The organism is Streptomyces sp. JL2001 (genome assembly GCF_050917515.1).
Lineage (GTDB): Bacteria > Actinomycetota > Actinomycetes > Streptomycetales > Streptomycetaceae > Streptomyces.
In genome coordinates this window covers 5,088,267-5,105,044 of sequence record NZ_CP169421.1, presented here as the reverse complement: position 1 = coordinate 5,105,044, position 16,778 = coordinate 5,088,267, and the positions used below count along the sequence as shown (strand labels likewise).

At 71.7% G+C, this 16,778-nt stretch carries 13 protein-coding genes; 7 read left to right on the top strand and 6 right to left on the bottom strand.

Annotated features, from left to right (window positions below; translation table 11 throughout):
* Window positions 1-258: 258 nt before the first annotated feature.
* The 3 genes from ACE1OA_RS22715 to ACE1OA_RS22705 all read left to right on the top strand — a co-directional run bounded on the left by ACE1OA_RS22715 (window position 259) and on the right by ACE1OA_RS22705 (window position 4,028).
* Complete coding sequence (locus ACE1OA_RS22715) at window positions 259-1,665, top strand: amino acid permease (RefSeq protein WP_356598820.1); 1,407 nt, start codon at window positions 259-261, stop codon at window positions 1,663-1,665.
* 113 nt (window positions 1,666-1,778) lie between these two features.
* Window positions 1,779-3,191, top strand: a complete 1,413-nt coding sequence (locus ACE1OA_RS22710) for an amino acid permease (protein WP_384866626.1) — start codon at window positions 1,779-1,781, stop codon at window positions 3,189-3,191.
* Between the two features lie 192 nt (window positions 3,192-3,383).
* Complete coding sequence (locus ACE1OA_RS22705; protein ID WP_356598823.1) at window positions 3,384-4,028, top strand: superoxide dismutase; 645 nt, start codon at window positions 3,384-3,386, stop codon at window positions 4,026-4,028.
* 141 nt (window positions 4,029-4,169) lie between these two features.
* On the opposite strand, the gene ACE1OA_RS22700 is transcribed toward ACE1OA_RS22705, so the two are convergent.
* Entirely contained in the window at window positions 4,170-4,805 is a 636-nt protein-coding gene (locus tag ACE1OA_RS22700; RefSeq protein WP_147978035.1) for a DsbA family protein, read from the bottom strand.
* Window positions 4,806-4,952: 147 nt separating this feature from the next.
* Here ACE1OA_RS22700 and pepN point away from each other — a divergent pair, with 147 nt between their 5' ends.
* On the top strand, window positions 4,953-7,502 hold the full coding sequence (gene pepN / locus ACE1OA_RS22695) for an aminopeptidase N (protein ID WP_386544802.1): 2,550 nt from the start codon (window positions 4,953-4,955) through the stop codon (window positions 7,500-7,502).
* Window positions 7,503-7,686: 184 nt separating this feature from the next.
* A complete protein-coding gene (locus ACE1OA_RS22690; protein ID WP_432753285.1) occupies window positions 7,687-8,688 on the top strand; it encodes a hypothetical protein in 1,002 nt (333 codons plus the stop codon).
* A 3-nt stretch (window positions 8,689-8,691) separates the two neighbouring features.
* On the opposite strand, the gene ACE1OA_RS22685 is transcribed toward ACE1OA_RS22690, so the two are convergent.
* The 5 genes from ACE1OA_RS22685 to ACE1OA_RS22665 all read right to left on the bottom strand — a co-directional run bounded on the left by ACE1OA_RS22685 (window position 8,692) and on the right by ACE1OA_RS22665 (window position 12,502).
* Window positions 8,692-9,843, bottom strand: a complete 1,152-nt coding sequence (locus ACE1OA_RS22685; RefSeq protein WP_432753284.1) for a serine hydrolase domain-containing protein — start codon at window positions 9,841-9,843, stop codon at window positions 8,692-8,694.
* Between the two features lie 94 nt (window positions 9,844-9,937).
* Window positions 9,938-10,405: an NUDIX hydrolase gene (locus tag ACE1OA_RS22680; RefSeq protein WP_356598831.1), complete on the bottom strand. Its 468-nt coding sequence runs from the start codon at window positions 10,403-10,405 to the stop codon at window positions 9,938-9,940.
* Window positions 10,406-10,495: 90 nt separating this feature from the next.
* The gene (locus ACE1OA_RS22675) at window positions 10,496-10,990 is read right to left on the bottom strand and encodes an HPP family protein (RefSeq protein WP_432753283.1); all 495 of its coding nucleotides are present in this window, start codon (window positions 10,988-10,990) and stop codon (window positions 10,496-10,498) included.
* Between the two features lie 70 nt (window positions 10,991-11,060).
* The gene (locus ACE1OA_RS22670; protein ID WP_361310953.1) at window positions 11,061-11,939 is read right to left on the bottom strand and encodes a pyridoxamine 5'-phosphate oxidase family protein; all 879 of its coding nucleotides are present in this window, start codon (window positions 11,937-11,939) and stop codon (window positions 11,061-11,063) included.
* Between the two features lie 107 nt (window positions 11,940-12,046).
* Window positions 12,047-12,502, bottom strand: coding sequence for a VOC family protein (locus tag ACE1OA_RS22665; protein ID WP_432753282.1), 456 nt, complete (start codon window positions 12,500-12,502; stop codon window positions 12,047-12,049).
* A 131-nt stretch (window positions 12,503-12,633) separates the two neighbouring features.
* On the opposite strand from ACE1OA_RS22665, the gene ACE1OA_RS22660 reads away from it, so the two are divergent.
* Together ACE1OA_RS22660 and ACE1OA_RS22655 are read left to right on the top strand one after the other, a co-directional pair.
* Window positions 12,634-13,176, top strand: coding sequence for a CGNR zinc finger domain-containing protein (locus ACE1OA_RS22660; RefSeq protein WP_356598837.1), 543 nt, complete (start codon window positions 12,634-12,636; stop codon window positions 13,174-13,176).
* Between the two features lie 199 nt (window positions 13,177-13,375).
* Window positions 13,376-16,693, top strand: a complete 3,318-nt coding sequence (locus ACE1OA_RS22655; protein ID WP_356598839.1) for a S8 family serine peptidase — start codon at window positions 13,376-13,378, stop codon at window positions 16,691-16,693.
* Window positions 16,694-16,778: the final 85 nt, after the last annotated feature.

Here is a 16,778-nt window from a genome sequence, read left to right as displayed (position 1 = left end):
GGTCCCCTGCCCGAAGGGCCGGGGAGAGGGCCGGACGGATCGACCGTAGTCGAGGAGTGAGCGCCCGATCACCATCAGCCGTCCACAAAGCGCGGGTTGGACCCTTCGTGGAGATCGAACAAACACCGGTCGCGCGGCCGCGCGCCACGTGACGCTCGTCACGGGTACCGCTCGACGAGAGGTCCCTTTTGCGCCAACGCCGGGTCGACGGAGAGACTGTGGGGTCTCCATAAAACGCTTTCGAGAGCACGAGCCCCCATGCACGACGCGTCGCCCGTCTCGCCGGCTTCCCCGCCGGTTCCCCTCGGCCCCGAACCGGAGCCCCTCTCCCATGGCCTGAAGCAACGTCATCTGACGATGCTGGGGCTGGGCGGGGTGATCGGCGCCGGGCTGTTCGTCGGCTCCGGCGCGGGCATCGCCGTCGCCGGGCCCGGCATCGTGCTGTCCTATCTGATCGCGGGCGCGCTCGCGATGCTGATCATGCGGATGCTGGGCGAGATGGCCGCGGCGATGCCCGCCTCCGGAGCCTTCTCCGTGCACGCGGAGCGGGCCCTCGGCCGCTGGGCGGGCTTCGCGGTGGGCTGGCTGTACTGGTTCCTGCTGGTCGTCGTGCTGGCGGTCGAGGCGACCGGCGCGGCGACGATCGCCCACGGCTGGGCGCCCGGAGTGCCGCAGTGGGCCTGGGTGCTGGTGTTCATGGTGGTGTTCACCGTGGCCAACCTCACCGCAGTGAAGAACTTCGGCGAGTTCGAGTTCTGGTTCGCGGCCCTCAAGGTCGGCGCGATCGTGGCCTTCCTGGTCCTGGGTGCGCTGGCGATCGTCGGCGTGCTTCCCGACACGGACCCGGTCGGCCTGACGAACCTGACCGGGCAGGGCGGGTTCCTGCCGCACGGCTGGTCGGGCGTCGTCTCCGGCGTGCTCGCGGTCGTGTTCGCCTTCGGCGGCCTGGAGGTGGTCACCATCGCCGCCGCCGAGTCGGACGACCCGGCCCGCAACGTGGCCCGCGCGGTGCGCAGCGCGGTGTGGCGGATCCTGCTCTTCTACGTCGGCTCGATGGTGGTCATCGTGACCCTGCTGCCGTGGACCGCCATGCGCCCGGGACAGTCGCCGTACGTCGCCGTGCTCGACTCGATCGGCGTGCCGGCGGCGGGCCAGATCATGAACGTCGTGGTCTTCGTGGCCCTGCTGTCGGCGCTGAACGCCAACCTGTACGGCTCGTCCCGGATGGTCTTCTCCCTCGCCGAGCGGGGCGAGGGACCGCGAGGGCTGCTGAAGGTGACGCGCGGCGGGGTGCCGCGGCGGGCGGTCCTCGCCTCGGTGGCCTTCGGGTTCGTGTCCGTCCTGCTCAATCTGAAGTGGCCGGACTCGGTCTTCCTCTACCTCCTCAACGCGGTCGGCGCGGTCCTGCTCTTCGTCTGGGCTCTGATCGCGGTCTCGCAGCTGCGGCTGCGGCGCAGGATCGAGCGCGAGGCGCCGCAGCCACCGACCCTGCGGATGTGGGGATTCCCGTGGCTGACCTGGGTGGCGCTGGCCGCCATGGCCGCCGTGCTGGTCCTGATGCTGACCGACGACGGGACGCGGCCGCAGGTGCTGTGGTCGAGCGCGGCCACCGGGGCCGTCCTGCTGGTCGCCTGGGTGCGGGAGCTGCGCACGAAACGGTCATGATCCTTCACGTTGTGTGAAGGTCGTGCCCGTATAGCGGACGTCTGTTCCCTGTCAGCGGTTCACCTGCCCAGACTGGCGCGTTCCCCCGTCTCAGCCAACGAACAGGGCGGCCCATGTCACGGACCACCGCGCCCGCGCCCGTCGACCGCAAGGACGACGGCGCGACCTCCCCGAACGGTCTCTCCCACGGCCTCAAGCAGCGCCATCTCTCGATGATCGCCCTCGGCGGCGTGATCGGCGCCGGGCTCTTCGTGGGCTCCGGTGCCGGCATCGCCGCCGCCGGTCCCTCGATCGTGGTGGCCTACGCGATCTCCGGCCTGCTCGTCATGCTCGTGATGCGGATGCTCGGCGAGATGTCGGCGGCGAACCCGGCCTCCGGGTCGTTCTCCGTCCACGCCGAACGCGCGATCGGCCCGTGGGCCGGCTTCACGGCGGGCTGGTCCTTCTGGTTCCTGCTCTGCGTGGCGGTCGGCCTGGAGGGCATCGGCGCGGCCAAGATCATGACCGGCTGGTTCCCGGGCACCCCCGAGTGGGCCTGGGTGGCCCTCTTCATGCTGGTGTTCTGCGTGACCAACCTGGCGGCCGTGAAGAACTTCGGCGAGTTCGAGTTCTGGTTCGCCGCCCTCAAGGTCGGCGCGATCGTCCTCTTCCTCGGCGTCGGCGTGCTCGCCATCGTCGGCGTGCTGCCGGGCACCGACGCCCCGGGCACCTCGAACCTCACCGGCGACGGCGGCTTCTTCCCGCACGGCTCCGAGGGGCTGATCGTCGGTCTGCTCGCCTCGGTCTTCGCGTACGGCGGACTGGAGACGGTCACCATCGCGGCGGCCGAGTCCGAGCACCCCGTGGCGGGCGTCGCCAAGGCGGTCCGGACGGCGATGTGGCGCATCGCGATCTTCTACATCGGCTCGATGGCCGTCATCGTCACCCTCGTCCCCTGGGGCGACGAGGCGGTCGTCGAGAAGGGCCCGTACGTCGCCACGCTCGACCACCTGGGCATCCCCGCGGCCGGCCAGATCATGAACGTGGTCGTGCTGATCGCCCTGCTCTCGGCGATGAACGCCAACGTCTACGGCGCCTCCCGGATGGCCTGCTCGCTGGTGGACCGCGGTCAGGGCCCGAAGGCGCTGGGCCGGAAGTTCGGCGGGGTGCCGCGCCCGGCGGTCCTCGTCTCCTCGGTCTTCGGCTTCGCCTGCGTGCTGCTGAGCTACTGGCGTCCCGACGACATCTTCGTCTGGCTGCTGAACACCATCGGCGCGATCATCCTCGTCGTCTGGTTCTTCATCGCCGTCTCGCAGCTGCTGCTGCGCCGCCGCACGGAGCGCGAGGCGCCGGAGAAGCTGGTGGTGAAGATGTGGGCCTACCCGGCGCTGACCTGGGTGGCGCTGGCCGGCATGGCCGCCATCTTCTTCCTGATGGCCCGCGAGGAGGGCACGCGTGTGCAGCTGTACTGGACGGGCGGGCTGACCCTGCTGCTCGCGGTGGCCGGCTACGTACGCCAGCGGGCGGCGGCTCGCTCCGCCGCCTGACCCCGGCCCCCTGCCGCACGGAACCCCCGGACCGCCCACGGTTCGGGGGTTCCGCCATGTCCGAGGCCTGATCCGGCCCGATCGACACGACACCCCCAGACCGAAGGGCCGATCATCTGCGTGGCACTAATGCTGTTAGCCTGCACCTGCATATAGATTGCAATAAGCAGAAGCAGGCGAGAGGCTCGGCACATGGCGATCTACACACTTCCGGAACTGCCCTACGACTACGCGGCGCTGGAGCCGGTGATCAACCCGCAGATCATCGAGCTGCACCACGACAAGCACCACGCCGCCTACGTCAAGGGTGCGAACGACACCCTGGAGCAGCTGGAGGAGGCCCGCGAGAAGGACGCGTGGGGTGCGATCAACGGCCTGGAGAAGAACCTCGCGTTCCACCTCTCGGGCCACATCCTGCACAGCATCTACTGGAACAACATGAACAGCCCGAAGGACGGCGGCGGCGGCGAGCCGCTGGCCGCCGACGGGGTCGGCGAGCTCGCCGACGCGCTCACCGAGTCCTTCGGCTCGTTCGCGAAGTTCAAGGCCCAGCTGACCAAGGCGGCGGCCACCACGCAGGGCTCGGGCTGGGGCGTCCTCGCCTACGAGCCGATCAGCGGCCGATTGATCGTCGAGCAGGTCTACGACCACCAGGGCAACGTCGGCCAGGGCTCCGTCCCCCTCCTCGTCTTCGACGCCTGGGAGCACGCCTTCTACCTGCAGTACAAGAACCAGAAGGTGGACTTCATCGAGGCCATGTGGCAGGTCGTCAACTGGCAGGACGTGAACAAGCGCTACCAGGCGGCCAGGGCCTCCGTCCCGCTGATCTCCTTCTGATCGGCCCCCCGTCGTCCTGCTCGTGATCGTCTTCTCAGCCTTCGCGTGCGGACGGAATGACGAAGAACCCCCGTGATGAAGTGAATCACGGGGGTTCTTCCCTGTGCCACGACCGGCGAGGCAGGGCCGGCCGGGCGGGGACTACTCGAAGCTGGGCGCCGCGGTGCGGGTGCGCTTGATCTCGTAGAAGCCGGGCGTCGCCGCCACGAGCAGCGTGCCGTCCCACAGCCGGGCGGCGGCCTCGCCGCGCGGGGTGGGCGTGACGACCGGACCGAAGAAGGCGACCTCGTCCCCGTCCGCACCCGGCACGGAGATGACCGGCGTGCCGACGTCCTGGCCGACCTTCTCGATGCCCTCCTTGTGGGAGGCGCGCAGCTCGGTGTCGTAGACGTCCTTGTCGGCGTAGTCGGCCAGCTCGGCCGGCAGGCCCACGTCGGCGAGCGCGCCGGCTATGGCCTCACGCGTGGGGCCCTCGTTGTTGTTGTGGAAGCGGGTGCCGAGCGCGGTGTAGAGCTTGCCGACGACCTCGTCGCCGTGCAGCTGCTGGGCCGCGACGACCACGCGGACCGGGCCCCAGGCCTTGGTCTCCAGCATCTCGCGGTACTCCGGCGGGACCTCGTCCAGCCGGTTCTCGTTGAGGACGGCCAGGCTCATCACCTTCCACCGCACGTCCACCGGGCGGACCTTCTCCACCTCCAGCATCCACCGGGACGTCATCCAGGCCCAGGGGCACAGCGGGTCGAACCAGAAGTCGGCGGTGGTCCTGCTCTCGGACATGTCACTCCTCATGGACGGATACGCGATGGACATCTGTGCGCCGTGGGAGCCAACGTCACGGGACGGCGCGGGCATTCCCCTGGTGCCGCCTGACAGCCGCACATGGGAGGATCGGTGCTGTTTCGAACGAGCCACGAAGGAGTGACCGTGCCCGGAGAGAATCTGTCCCGCGACGAGGCCCGCGAGCGGGCCGAGCTGCTGACCGTCGACGGGTACGAGGTGTCCCTCGATCTGCGCTCGGCCGTCGGCGACTCCGCCGACGCCGTGCGGACCTTCCGCTCGGTGACGACGATCCGCTTCCGTCGCACGGGCACGGGCTCGGCCACCTTCGTGGACCTGATCGCCCCCGCCGTGACCTCGGTGGAGCTGAACGGCCGCGCGCTCGACCCGGCCGTCGTCTTCGACGGCGCACGCATCACGCTGGACTCCCTCGCCGACGAGAACGTGCTGGTGGTGGACGCGCAGTGCGCCTACAGCCGGACCGGCGAGGGCATGCACCGCTTCGTCGACCCCGAGGACGGCGAGGTCTACCTCTACACGCAGTACGAGCCGGCCGACTCCCGCCGGGTCCACGCGAACTTCGAGCAGCCGGACCTCAAGGCACCCTTCCGCTTCGAGGTGACCGCGCCCGAGGGCTGGACCGTCTGGAGCAACGGCGCCGGGGAGCGGGCCGACGACGGGGTGTGGCGGTTCGCGGAGACCGCGCCGATCTCGACGTACGTCACCTGCGTCGTCGCCGGGCCGTACCACTACGTGACGGACACCTACCGGCGCGGCGAGCTGGAGATCCCGCTCGGCGCGATGTGCCGCAGGAGCCTGGCCAAGCACTTCGACGCGGACGACGTCTTCCTGATCACGAAGCAGGGCCTCGACTTCTTCCACGACAACTTCGACTACCCGTACCCCTTCGGGAAGTACGACCAGGCATTCGTCCCCGAGTACAACCTCGGCGCGATGGAGAACCCGGGCATGGTGACGTTCCGCGAGGAGTACGTCTACCGGGGCAAGGTCACGCAGGCGGCGTACGAGCGCCGGGCGAACGTCATCCTGCACGAGATGGCGCACATGTGGTTCGGCGACCTGGTCACCATGGTGTGGTGGGACGACCTGTGGCTGAAGGAGTCCTACGCCGACTTCATGGGCTCGTTCTCGCTGACCGAGGCGACCCGCTTCACCAACGGCTGGGTGACCTTCGCCAACAGCCGCAAGGCGTGGGCCTACCGCGCCGACCAGCTGCCGTCCACCCACCCGATCACGGCCGACATCCGTGACCTGGAGGACGCCAAGCTGAACTTCGACGGCATCACCTACGCCAAGGGCGCCTCGGTCCTCAAGCAGCTGGTGGCCTACGCGGGACGGGACGCGTTCCTGGAGGGCGCGCGCCGCTACTTCAAGCGCTTCGCCTACGGGAACACGCGCCTGGCCGACCTGCTGTCGGTCCTGGAGGAGACCTCCGGCCGCGACATGAAGTCGTGGGCGCGCTCCTGGCTGCAGACCTCCGGCGTCAACGCGCTGACGCCCGAGGTGACGTACGACGCGGAGGGCCGGATCACCGAGCTGGCCGTCGTCCAGGACGGCGACGAGCTGCGCCCGCACCGGGCCGCGGTGGGCCTGTACCGGCTGTCGGCCGAGGGCGCGCTGGTGCGGTACGCGCGCGCCGAGACGGACGTCACCGGCGCCCGCACGGTGGTCGAGGAGCTGGCGGGCGAGGAGCGGCCGGCGCTCGTCCTGGTCAACGACGACGACCTGACCTACTGCAAGATCCGCTTCGACGAGGGCTCCCTGGCGACGCTGCGGGCGCACCTCGGCGACATCACGGACCCGCTGGCCCGCGCCCTGTGCTGGTCGGCACTGTGGAACCTCACGCGGGACGGCCTGATGCCGGCCCGGGACTTCGTGGCGATCGCGCTGGAGTTCGCGGGCCGCGAGACCGACATCGGCGTGCTGCAGATGGTGCACGCCTGGTCCCGGTCCGCCGTCACGCACTACGCGGCGCACGCCTGGCGCGCCGAGGGCGGCCGGCTGCTGGCCGAGGGCGGGCTGCGCGAGCTGCGGCTGGCCGAACCGGGCAGCGAGAGCCAGCTCACCTGGGCGCGGTTCTTCGCCGCCACCGCGTCGGCGGACGAGGACCTCCAGCTGCTGGAGGGGCTGCTCGACGGCACGGCGAAGATCGACGGGCTCGACGTCGACCAGGAGCTGCGCTGGGCGTTCCTGGAGCCGCTGGCCTCGCACGGCCGGGCCGACGAGGACCGGATCGGCGAAGAGCTGGCGCTCGACGACACCGCGACCGGCAAGCGTCACCAGGTCCGGTGCCTGGCCGCGCGGCCCTCGGCCGCGGTCAAGGCGCAGGCGTGGGCGCAGGTCGTGGAGTCGGACACGCTGTCGAACGCGCTGGTGGAGGCCACCATCGCGGGCTTCGTCCAGCCCTCGCAGCGCGAGCTGATCGCGCCGTACGCGCCGCGCTACTTCGCGGCGATCGAGCGGCTGTGGGCGGACCGCTCGATCCAGATCGGCATGGACGTCGTCCGCGGCCTGTTCCCGGCGCTCCAGGACAGCGAGGAGACGCTGGCGGCCACGGACGCGTGGCTGGCGGCGCACGAGTCGGCCGCTCCGGCGCTTCGCCGGCTGGTCCTGGAGGCGCGCGACGACCTGGCCCGGGCGCTGCGCGCACAGGCGTGCGACGGTCGGGCGCGCTAGGACCCGCCGAGCGGGACCCCAGGTCACGCACCCACGGACGGCCCCCGGCTCCTGCCGGGGGCCGTCCGCGTGCGGGGTGCTTTTCGGCACTCGAACGCGCGTACTTTAGGACGGGCTTGTCCCGGAATGTCGACGAGCTTGTAACAGCGGTTAGCCGGGCCCCGGGCGGCGGAAGACCCCCGGCATGAACCACAACCCCCCGGCCTCCCCCCGCCCGCTCCCCCTGCCGGCGGTCGATGCCCGACGTGTCCTGTCCACCGCGCAGTTGAGGTCGCTCGGCGTGTCCGGAACGGAGATCGGCGCGTACTGCCGGCCGGGCGGGGGCTGGCAGCAGCTCCTGCCCGGGATCTTCCTGCTGCACCCGGGCCGCCCGACCGGCGAGGACCGGGTCGAGGGGGCGCTGCTGTACGCCCGCCGAAGCGGGGCCGTGCCGCGGCAGGGGCCGGACGCCGTGATCACCGGGCAGGCCGCGCTCGCCCTCCACGGCTTCTCGTCCGTCTCCTCGCCGGCCGAGCTGGAGCGGATCGAGGTGCTGGTGCCGCGTACCCGGCGGCTGCGGTCGACCGGCTGGGTCCGGGTGGTGCGCGCCCAGGAGATGCCCGAGGCGCCGTACCTGTCCGGGGTGCCGGTCGCCCCGGTCACGCGGGCGCTCGCCGACGCGGTCTCCGGCCTGACCGATCCGGGCCTGGTGCGCCGGCTGCTCACCGAGGCCGTGCGCGACGGCCACTGCGAACCCGGTGCGGTGGTCCGGGAGCTGAACCGGGCCCGGCTGCTGACCCGGCCGCACGTCGTGGACGCCGTGGACTCGCTGCTCGCCGAGGGGCGGGCGATCGCCGAGGAGCGGCTGTACGCGATGGTGCGGGAGCACGGCCTGCCGGACCCGCTGTGGAACGTGGACCTCCGGCTGCCCGGCGGACCGCACCTCGGCGGCCTCGACGCGTACTGGCCCGACCAGGCGGTGGCGGTGGAGCTGGACACCCGCGCCCCGCGGCAGGACGACGACGCGCTGTGGTCCGAGTACACCCGCAAGCGCGAGCACCTGGAGCGGCTCGGCATCACGGTCGTCCACATCACCCCGCGCAAGCTGCGTGAGGCGCGGGAGCAGCAGGCCACCGTGGTCCGTACGGCGCTGATGGCCGCGACGGACCGGCAGCCGGCCGCCTACGTCGTCGTCCTGCCCCGCTGAGGTCTACTTCTTGGGGGCCGTGCCGCAGAACTCCGCCTCGACGACGGTCGCGCTGTCGCCGGCCCAGTCGGCGTTGAAGTTCATCGCGAGGGAGTGCTCGCCGTCCCGGGTGACCTGGGCCTCGGACGAGGAGCCGTGGATGCCGCCGCCATGGCCCCAGACCTCCTTGCCGCAGCTCAGCTTGGCCTGCATCAGCCCGAGGCCGTAGCGCAGTTCGGGCAGGCGCGGGTCGGTGGCGACGGTGCGGGTGAGCTCGCGCTGCTCCGCCTTCGGCAGCAGCCGGCCCTTGAGCAGGGCGCGGTAGAAGGTCTGCAGGTCGGCGGAGTTCGAGATCATCTCGCCAGCCGCGTACGCGAGGCTCGGGTTGAGTTCGGTGACGTCGTGGACCCGGGTCGCGTCCGGTTCGAAGGAGAGCTTCGAGTAGGCGCGCGAACTGGGCTTCGGCATCGTCGCGTCGGTGCCGGGGACGCTGGTGCCGCGCAGCTTGAGCGGCTTCAGGATGCGGCGTTCGACCTCCTTGTCGTAGGGGCGGCCGGTGACCTCCTCTATCACCAGGCCCGCCAGGACGAAGTTGGTGTTGGAGTAGTTCCAGGACGTGCCGGGCGCGAAGTCGGGGGCGTGCGTCATGGCGACGGCGACGAGTTCGCGCGGGGTCCACGTGTCGTAGCGGTTCTCCAGGAACGCGGGTCCGAAGACCTTCTCCTGGAAGCCGGGATCGGCGGTGACGTTGTAGATGCCGCTGGTGTGGTTGAGCAGCTGGCGGACGGTGATCTTCCGGCCGTCGTGGCCGTTGCCCCGGACGACGCCGGGCAGCCACTTCTCGACCGGGTCGTCGAGGTCGAGGCGGCCCTCGGCCTGGAGCTGGAGCAGGACGGTGGCGACGAAGGTCTTGGTGATGGATCCGACCCGGTAGTGGTCCCTGCCCCCGCGTTCGCCGGCCGTGCCGGTCCAGGTCGCACCGCCGACGCGGGCCTGGGCGGTGGCTCCGGGGACGCCGGAGGCGACGGCCGCCCGGAGGGCGTCCCGGGTGGCGCGGTGGTCCTGCCCCGCCGCCGTGCCCGCCGCGGCGGCGGGTGCGGCCAGCGCGGTGGCGGTGAGGGCGGCCACGGCGGTGGCGGCGAGGACGGTACGGGCTGCCGTGCGTGCGGCGGTCATGTGCGGGCTCCCCTGGTGTGCGTGCTGCGGTCACGGAGGGGGACCCGTGGGCGGGTGGGCCGGGTTGATCGGGTTCACGAGGGTTGAGCGAGTTTCAGCCGTTCGCCGGGTCGGTCAGGCGGGAGCGGCCGACCGGCGGCCGTTCGCGCCACAACTGGAGCCCGATGTCGACGAGTTCGACCCGGTCGAGGGTGGGGACGGCGGCGAGCGGGTGCCAGGCGGCGAGGTCGGTGGAGCCACCGGTCTCCGGGCGAAGGGCGCCGCCGGTGATCCGGACCTCGTAGACGATCCGGAGGCCCTGGAAGTCGCCGGGACCCGCGAGACGGCGCAGCCAGCCGCGGCGGATGGAGTCGATGCCGAGCAGCGCGGTGGGTTCGGCGAGGTACCCGGTCTCCTCCTCGACCTCACGGACGACGGTCTGGACCGGTTCCTCGCCGTGGTCCATGCCCCCGCCGGGCAGGGTCCATCGCCGGGTGCCCTCGCGGTCCACCCAGCGGGCGAGCAGCATCTCGTCGTCCCGCACGCACACGGCGTAGGCCGCCACCCGCAACTCCTGCTTCATGGACCGAGGTTAAGGGCTGTCCCGGCATCACCGGCGGGCGGACGAGGGCACAGGAGGGCGCCTTCCAGGTCCTGTCCGCCCGGACAGGAACTAGAACCAGTAGGCCGGATACGGGCGGCCCGCCGCGCGGGCGCCGGCGAGGCCGAGGGCGACGAGCAGGACGGAGGCGAGCAGGAGCAGCCCGAGGAAGGCCGGAAAGGGCGGGTCCTGGAGGGCGACGATGACGGCCGTCGCGGCGGCGGGCGAGTGCGGGGTGCGGGCGACCGCCATGACGCCGAGCGCGAGTCCGCCGGCGACGGCGGCGCCCCAGAGCCCGGGGCCGGCGACGGTGAGCACGGCGAAGCCCGTGAGCGCCGAGAGCAACTGCCCGCCGACGACGGAGCGGGGTTGTGCCAGCGGCAGCTCGGGCGCTCCGGCGACGAGCGCCATGCTGGCGGCCAGGGGCGGGATGAGGAGCGGCTGGTCGAGGACGCCGCCGACGGCGACGAGGACGAGCAGCGCGGCGACGCTGACCGCGGTGGACAGGGCGACGACCCGCAGGCGGGGGCGTAGAGGCGGCCGGCGGGGTGCGGGGACGGTCGTCATGGGGTTCCTTCGTCTGCTTCCCGGGGCGGGGGCGCCGGCCGGCCGCCGGGGCCGGGCGGACCGCCCGCGGTCAGGAGAGCGGCGGGTTGGCCGGGGAGTACTCGGGGGCCGACCAGCGCAGCGGGCTGGCCGACGGGGTCTCGACGACCCGGTCGACGTGGAACCGGGTCGTACGGCCGGCGGGGTCGTACGCGGTGGTCGCGACGCCGGTCAGCTGGAGCGTGGTGCCGTTCCGCCAGTCGGTGAAGAGCAGGCCGGCCCTGCCGTCGGACTCCAGGTTGCCGAGCGTCAGGAACATCGCGTTGCCGGGGTAGTCCTGCCAGCTGAGCTCGGTGGGCGAGTCGACGCCGACGAAGCCGGGGTTGCCGCCCCGGTGGCTCGCGTCGACGCCGTCGGGGGCGGTGGTGGCGACGAAGAAGGTGTCGGCGGCGCGGACGAGGCGTTCCTGGTCGGGGTCGAGCGCCTCGCCGCGCCGCACGGCACCGGCCGGGGTGCCGGTGTCGGGCGCGTACAGCTCCCGCTTCTGCAGGTACTTCGGGCAGTTGGAGAAGACCTGCTCCGCCTCGACGACGAGACCGCGCGGGCTGGGCCGGGCGATCCCGTTGAGCCGCATCCGGCGGCGGGTGCGCGGGTCGAGGGCGATCGTGCCGACCGGGGTGCCCGCGGGGGTCACGGCCCCGGCCAGCGGATCGCGGTCCGGCACGCCCCCGGCGACGGAGACGGTGTGCGGGCCCGTCGCCCGGACGAATCCGGGGGTGCCGGTCAGCAGCGTGCTCCACACCCGCCCGTCGGCGTCCGCCGCCCCGAGCACCAGCATCGGCTGGGCCTCCAGGAAGGCGGCGGCGACGGGCCGGATGCCGGGGCCGATGGAGCGGCCGACGTGCGCGGCGAGGTCGCGGACGCCGAGGCGCCGCTGCACGGCGAGGGAGCCGGAGTGGAAGGCGTTCACGGGGTCCACGGGAGATCCTTCCGGAGCCGGCCGCGGGGGCCGGGAGGGCGGGGAGGCGGTGACGGGGGCGGGAGGTGGGGTGCGGGTTCCTTCCGGGCGGGCAGGAGCTAGAAGAAGCCGCAGGTGGGAGCCGCTCCGGACGGCGCCTGCGCGCCCTCCGCGCCCGAGGGCGTGAAGATCTCCAGCCGGATGCCGTCCGGGTCGTGGAAGAAGATGCCGCCCGAGTCCGACCCTTCGCGGTGGGCGACGACGCCCTCGTAGGCGAAGGAGACGTCGCGCGCCTTGAGCGCGGTCTCGGCCGCCCGCACCTGCTCGATCGACTCGGCCTCGAAGGCGAGGTGGTGCAGGCCGGGCCGGCCGGAGTCGTACGCGCCGTCCGACTGCTGCCAGAGGGTGAGGACGAGCTGCCCTCCCTGGCCCAGCAGCGCGAACCTGCTGCCCTCCTCCTTGCCTTCGGCGAGCGGTTCGAACCCGAGGACGTCCCGGTAGAAGCCGAGCGAGCGCTCCAGGTCCGTCACGTTGAGGCCGATGTGGCCGGTGCGCAGTGTGCCGATCGCCGACATGGCGGTTCCCCTCTGATCGACGGCAAGCCCGGACGGGCTAACCTTTCACTACGACTTTAGAGGTTAGATGCGATCCGGCGCAACCGGTCACGTAATCTTGAGAGGTTAGTCCACCGAGGAAGGCGTCGACGATGACCGTTTCCGACCCGCGGCCGCTCACCGGCGAGCCCGTCGCGCTCGACCTGCTCAACACCCGGTGGATGCTGGAGGGCGTGCGCCAGGACCTGCTCACGGACGAGGAGGGACTGGGCATCTGGCTGCGCGCCAACGGGCTCGACGGCCGCTTCGCCGCCGACGCGGCCACCCTGCGCCACACCGTCGCAGCCCGCGACGCCCTCGCCGGCCTGGTCGACCGCCCCGGCGACCCCGGCGCCACCGCCCGGGTGGACGCCGTCCTCGGGCACGGACGCATCCGCGCCACGCTCACGGCCGAGGGGCCGGGCGAGGAGGCGGAGTTCGCGGACGCCGCGTGGGGGCCCGGCTGGAGCGCCGCCCGGAACTACCTCGACCTGCTGCGCACCGCCCCCGACCGCATCCGGTCCTGCGCGCACGAGGCCTGCATCCTGCACTTCTTCGACACCTCGCGGAACGGGACCCGCCGCTGGTGCTCGATGGCCGTCTGCGGCAACCGGGCGAAGGCCTCACGGCACTATGCCCGTACAAAGGACAACTAGTCGGGGCTCATACCCCGGCCGGTACGCCCCGGTTGCGGGCGGTTGATTCCCGATGGCGTATGTCCCGCGGTGGCGGATGTACGCCATCGGCACATCCCGCCACCCGGCAACTCTCCACAAACCCCTGTCACTTGCGAAAGTGTGAGCGGTCATCCGGTACCGAAATCCGGACCCTCTCTTTCACAAAACAGGGATGTAAATGACCACCCCCGAATCTCAGAGCTCCATACCCGGGCGCTCGAACCCCGGGCACAGACGCGCGGCGCGCATCGCCGCCGCGGCCGGCCTGGTGACCGCGCTCATCGCGGCAGGTGCCGCTCCGGTCCTGGCCGCCGAGGACCCGGCGACCACTCCCCCGGTCAAGTCCGCCGACGCCGCCGACAAGCTCGGCGCGACCGACGCCCAGCGCCTCTCCGAGGCCGAGGCCACCGGCGCGCAGAACGTCACCATCCTCGTCGCCACCGCCCCCGGCGCCACCGAGCAGGTCGCGGGCCAGCTCGACGCCGTCCAGGGCGCCTCGGTCGGCAAGCAGGACGACAAGCTCGGCTACGTCCGCGCCACCCTGCCCACCGCCAAGGCGGACGCGGCCATCAAGGCGGCCACCAAGCTGTCCTCGGTGCAGTCGATCGACCTCCAGGCCGAGATCAAGCTGGACGACCCGACCCCGGACTCCGGGACGACGGGCGCCGTCGAGGGCACCACCGTCTCCACCACGTACCCGGCTCCGAACGCCAAGACGCCGGCGCGCAACCCGTACAACCCCTCGCACGAGACCGGTGCGGTCGAGTTCGTCGAGGACCACCCCAAGGCCGACGGCCGCGGCGTGACCATCGGCATCCTCGACTCCGGTGTCGACCTCGGTCACCCGGCGCTGCAGAAGACCACGACCGGCGAGCGCAAGATCGTCGACTGGATCACCGCCACCGACCCGCTGACCGAGAGCGACGGCACCTGGCGCGCCCAGATCACCCCCGTCGCGGGCCCGGTCTTCAGCGCCGCGTCGCAGAGCTGGAAGGCGCCCGAGGGCAGCTACCAGTTCAGCCGCTTCAACGAGGCGATCACCGCGGGCGGCGACCCGGCCGGTGACATCAACCGCGACGGCGACACGGCCGACCTGTTCGGCATGCTGTACGACCCGGCCGCCGGCACCGTCCGCGTGGACACCGACCAGAACAACGACTTCACGGACAACGCGCCGATGAAGCCGTACAAGGACGGGTACCAGGTCGGCTACTTCGGTACCGACAACCCGGCCACCGAGGTCGTCGAGAAGACCCCGTTCGTCGTCGAGATCCGCAAGGACGTCGCGATGGACCCGCTCGGCGGCACCTGGGTGGGCAAGAAGGCCGACTTCGTCAACATCGGCGTCGTCGAGTCCTCGCACGGCACCCACGTCGCCGGCATCACCGCCGCCAAGGGCCTCTTCGGCGGCCGGATGAACGGCGCCGCCCCGGGCGCGAAGATCGTCTCCTCGCGTGCCTGCACGTGGACCGGCGGCTGCACCAACACCGCCCTCATGGAGGGCATGACGGACCTCGTCGTCAACCGCGGCGTCGACATCGTCAACATGTCGATCGGCGGCCTGCCCGCGCAGAACGACGGCGACAACGTCCGCGCCCGTCTCTACACCCGCCTCATCGACGAGCACGGTGTCCAGCTGGTCATCTCGGCCGGCAACTCGGGCCCCGGCATCAACACGATCGGCGACCCCGGCCTGGCCGACAAGGTCCTCTCGGTCGGCGCGGCCATCTCCAAGTCGACCTGGGCCGCCAACTACGGCTCGGCCGTGGAGAAGTCCTACGCCATGTTCCCCTTCTCCTCGCGCGGCCCGCGTGAGGACGGCGGCTTCACCCCGACCATCACCGGTCCGGGCTCGGCCGTGAACACCATCCCGACCTGGCAGGCCGGCGCCGGCGTGCCCGAGTCCGGCTACGCGCTGCCCGCGGGCTACGGGATGCTCAACGGCACCTCGATGTCCTCGCCGCAGGTCGCGGGCGCGAGCGCGCTGCTGCTCTCCGCCGCGAAGCAGAAGGGCATCGCCCTCTCGCCGCTCACCCTGCGCACCGCGCTCACCTCGACCGCGCACCGGATCTCCGGCGTCGCGGCGCACGAGCAGGGCGCGGGCCTGATCGACATCAACGACGCCTGGGACGCGATCAAGGACGGCGCGACCGCCCACGACTACAAGGTCGAGGCCCCGGTCGACACCGTGATCTTCCCGGCCCCGCACGTCGGCACCGGTGTGTACGACCGCGAGGGCGGCCTCAAGGTCGGCCAGAAGAAGGTCTACGACGTCACCATCACGCGCACGAGCGGCCCGAACCGGACCATCGAGCACGAGCTGGACCTCAAGTACAACGACGGGACCTTCCGGATCCTGGGCGACGACGAGATCGACCTGCCGCTGAACAAGCCGGTCACCGTCAAGATCCAGGCCCGGCCCACCACGGCCGGTGTGCACAGCGTGATCCTGGAGGCCGACGACGAGCGCACCGAGGGCGTCGACAAGCAGATCCTGTCGACCGTCGTCGTCGCGAGCGACCTCGCCGCCCCGGGCTTCGGCTTCACCGGCACCGGCTCGGTGCAGCGCAACAGCCACAAGTCGTACTTCGTGAACGTGCCGGAGGGCGCCAAGACCCTCGAGGTCGCCCTCGGCGGCCTGAAGGCGCAGAGCCAGACCCGGTTCATCGCGATCCACCCGTACGGCGTGGCCATCGAGTCCACCGCGTCCAACGTGTGCTACCCGCACTACAACCCGGCCAACACCTGCCGTCCGGACCTGCGTTCGTACGCCAACCCGACGCCGGGCGTCTGGGAGATCGAGGTCGAGGCGCGCCGCACCTCGCCCGACCTGGACAACCCGTACAAGCTGGACGTCCAGGTGCTCGGCGCCGACTTCGACCCGGCCGTCCAGACGGTCGCCGAGGCGAAGGTCGGTACGCCGGCCGCCGTCGAGTGGACGGTCACCAACAAGTTCGCCGCCATCGACGGCAAGCTGAAGGGCGGCCCGCTGGGCTCGGCCAAGGTCGAGACCCCGACCATCCAGCACCACGAGCAGCAGACGAAGACCGTCACCATCGGTGAGGGTGTGGAGCGGCTGGACGTGGCCATCGGCAACACCTCCGACAAGGCCGCCGACCTCGACCTGACCGTCCTGCTGAACGGCAAGCAGGTCGGCCAGTCGGCGGACGGCGACTCGGAGGAGGCCGTCTCGCTCGTCAAGCCGGCCCCGGGCACGTACACCATCGTCATCGACGGGTACTCGGTCCAGGCGCAGGGGGGCACGACCTTCGACTACAAGGACGTGTACTACTCGGCCTCGCTCGGCAGCGTGCAGGTCGACCCCGCCAAGACGGTCACGCTGGCCAACGGCGCGAGCGCCAAGGTCGGCGCCGAGGTGCTGGTCGCCGGTGCCGCGCCCGAGGGCCGGCAGTTCTTCGGCGAGGTCCAGCTCGTGAACGCGCGCGGCACGGTCGCGGGCTCGGGCAGCGTCGTGATCGGCACGGTCACGCCGTAACACCCGCAGCACCCACGCAGTACCGCTGATCGCACAGGGGCGGGCGCCGGAACCCGGCGTCCGCCCTCCGCACGTCCCGGCCCGC

Bases quoted from the DNA above. Each gene is read 5' to 3' on its own strand.
- ACE1OA_RS22665 (WP_432753282.1), bottom strand. From the start codon at position 12,502: ATGTCGGCGATCGGCACACTGCGCACCGGCCACATCGGCCTCAACGTG.
- ACE1OA_RS22690 (WP_432753285.1), top strand. From the start codon at position 7,687: ATGAACCACAACCCCCCGGCCTCCCCCCGCCCGCTCCCCCTGCCGGCG.
- ACE1OA_RS22660 (WP_356598837.1), top strand. From the start codon at position 12,634: ATGACCGTTTCCGACCCGCGGCCGCTCACCGGCGAGCCCGTCGCGCTC.
- ACE1OA_RS22715 (WP_356598820.1), top strand. From the start codon at position 259: ATGCACGACGCGTCGCCCGTCTCGCCGGCTTCCCCGCCGGTTCCCCTC.
- ACE1OA_RS22700 (WP_147978035.1), bottom strand. From the start codon at position 4,805: ATGTCCGAGAGCAGGACCACCGCCGACTTCTGGTTCGACCCGCTGTGC.
- ACE1OA_RS22675 (WP_432753283.1), bottom strand. From the start codon at position 10,990: ATGACGACCGTCCCCGCACCCCGCCGGCCGCCTCTACGCCCCCGCCTG.
- ACE1OA_RS22685 (WP_432753284.1), bottom strand. From the start codon at position 9,843: ATGACCGCCGCACGCACGGCAGCCCGTACCGTCCTCGCCGCCACCGCC.
- ACE1OA_RS22680 (WP_356598831.1), bottom strand. From the start codon at position 10,405: ATGAAGCAGGAGTTGCGGGTGGCGGCCTACGCCGTGTGCGTGCGGGAC.
- ACE1OA_RS22655 (WP_356598839.1), top strand. From the start codon at position 13,376: ATGACCACCCCCGAATCTCAGAGCTCCATACCCGGGCGCTCGAACCCC.
- ACE1OA_RS22710 (WP_384866626.1), top strand. From the start codon at position 1,779: ATGTCACGGACCACCGCGCCCGCGCCCGTCGACCGCAAGGACGACGGC.
- ACE1OA_RS22705 (WP_356598823.1), top strand. From the start codon at position 3,384: ATGGCGATCTACACACTTCCGGAACTGCCCTACGACTACGCGGCGCTG.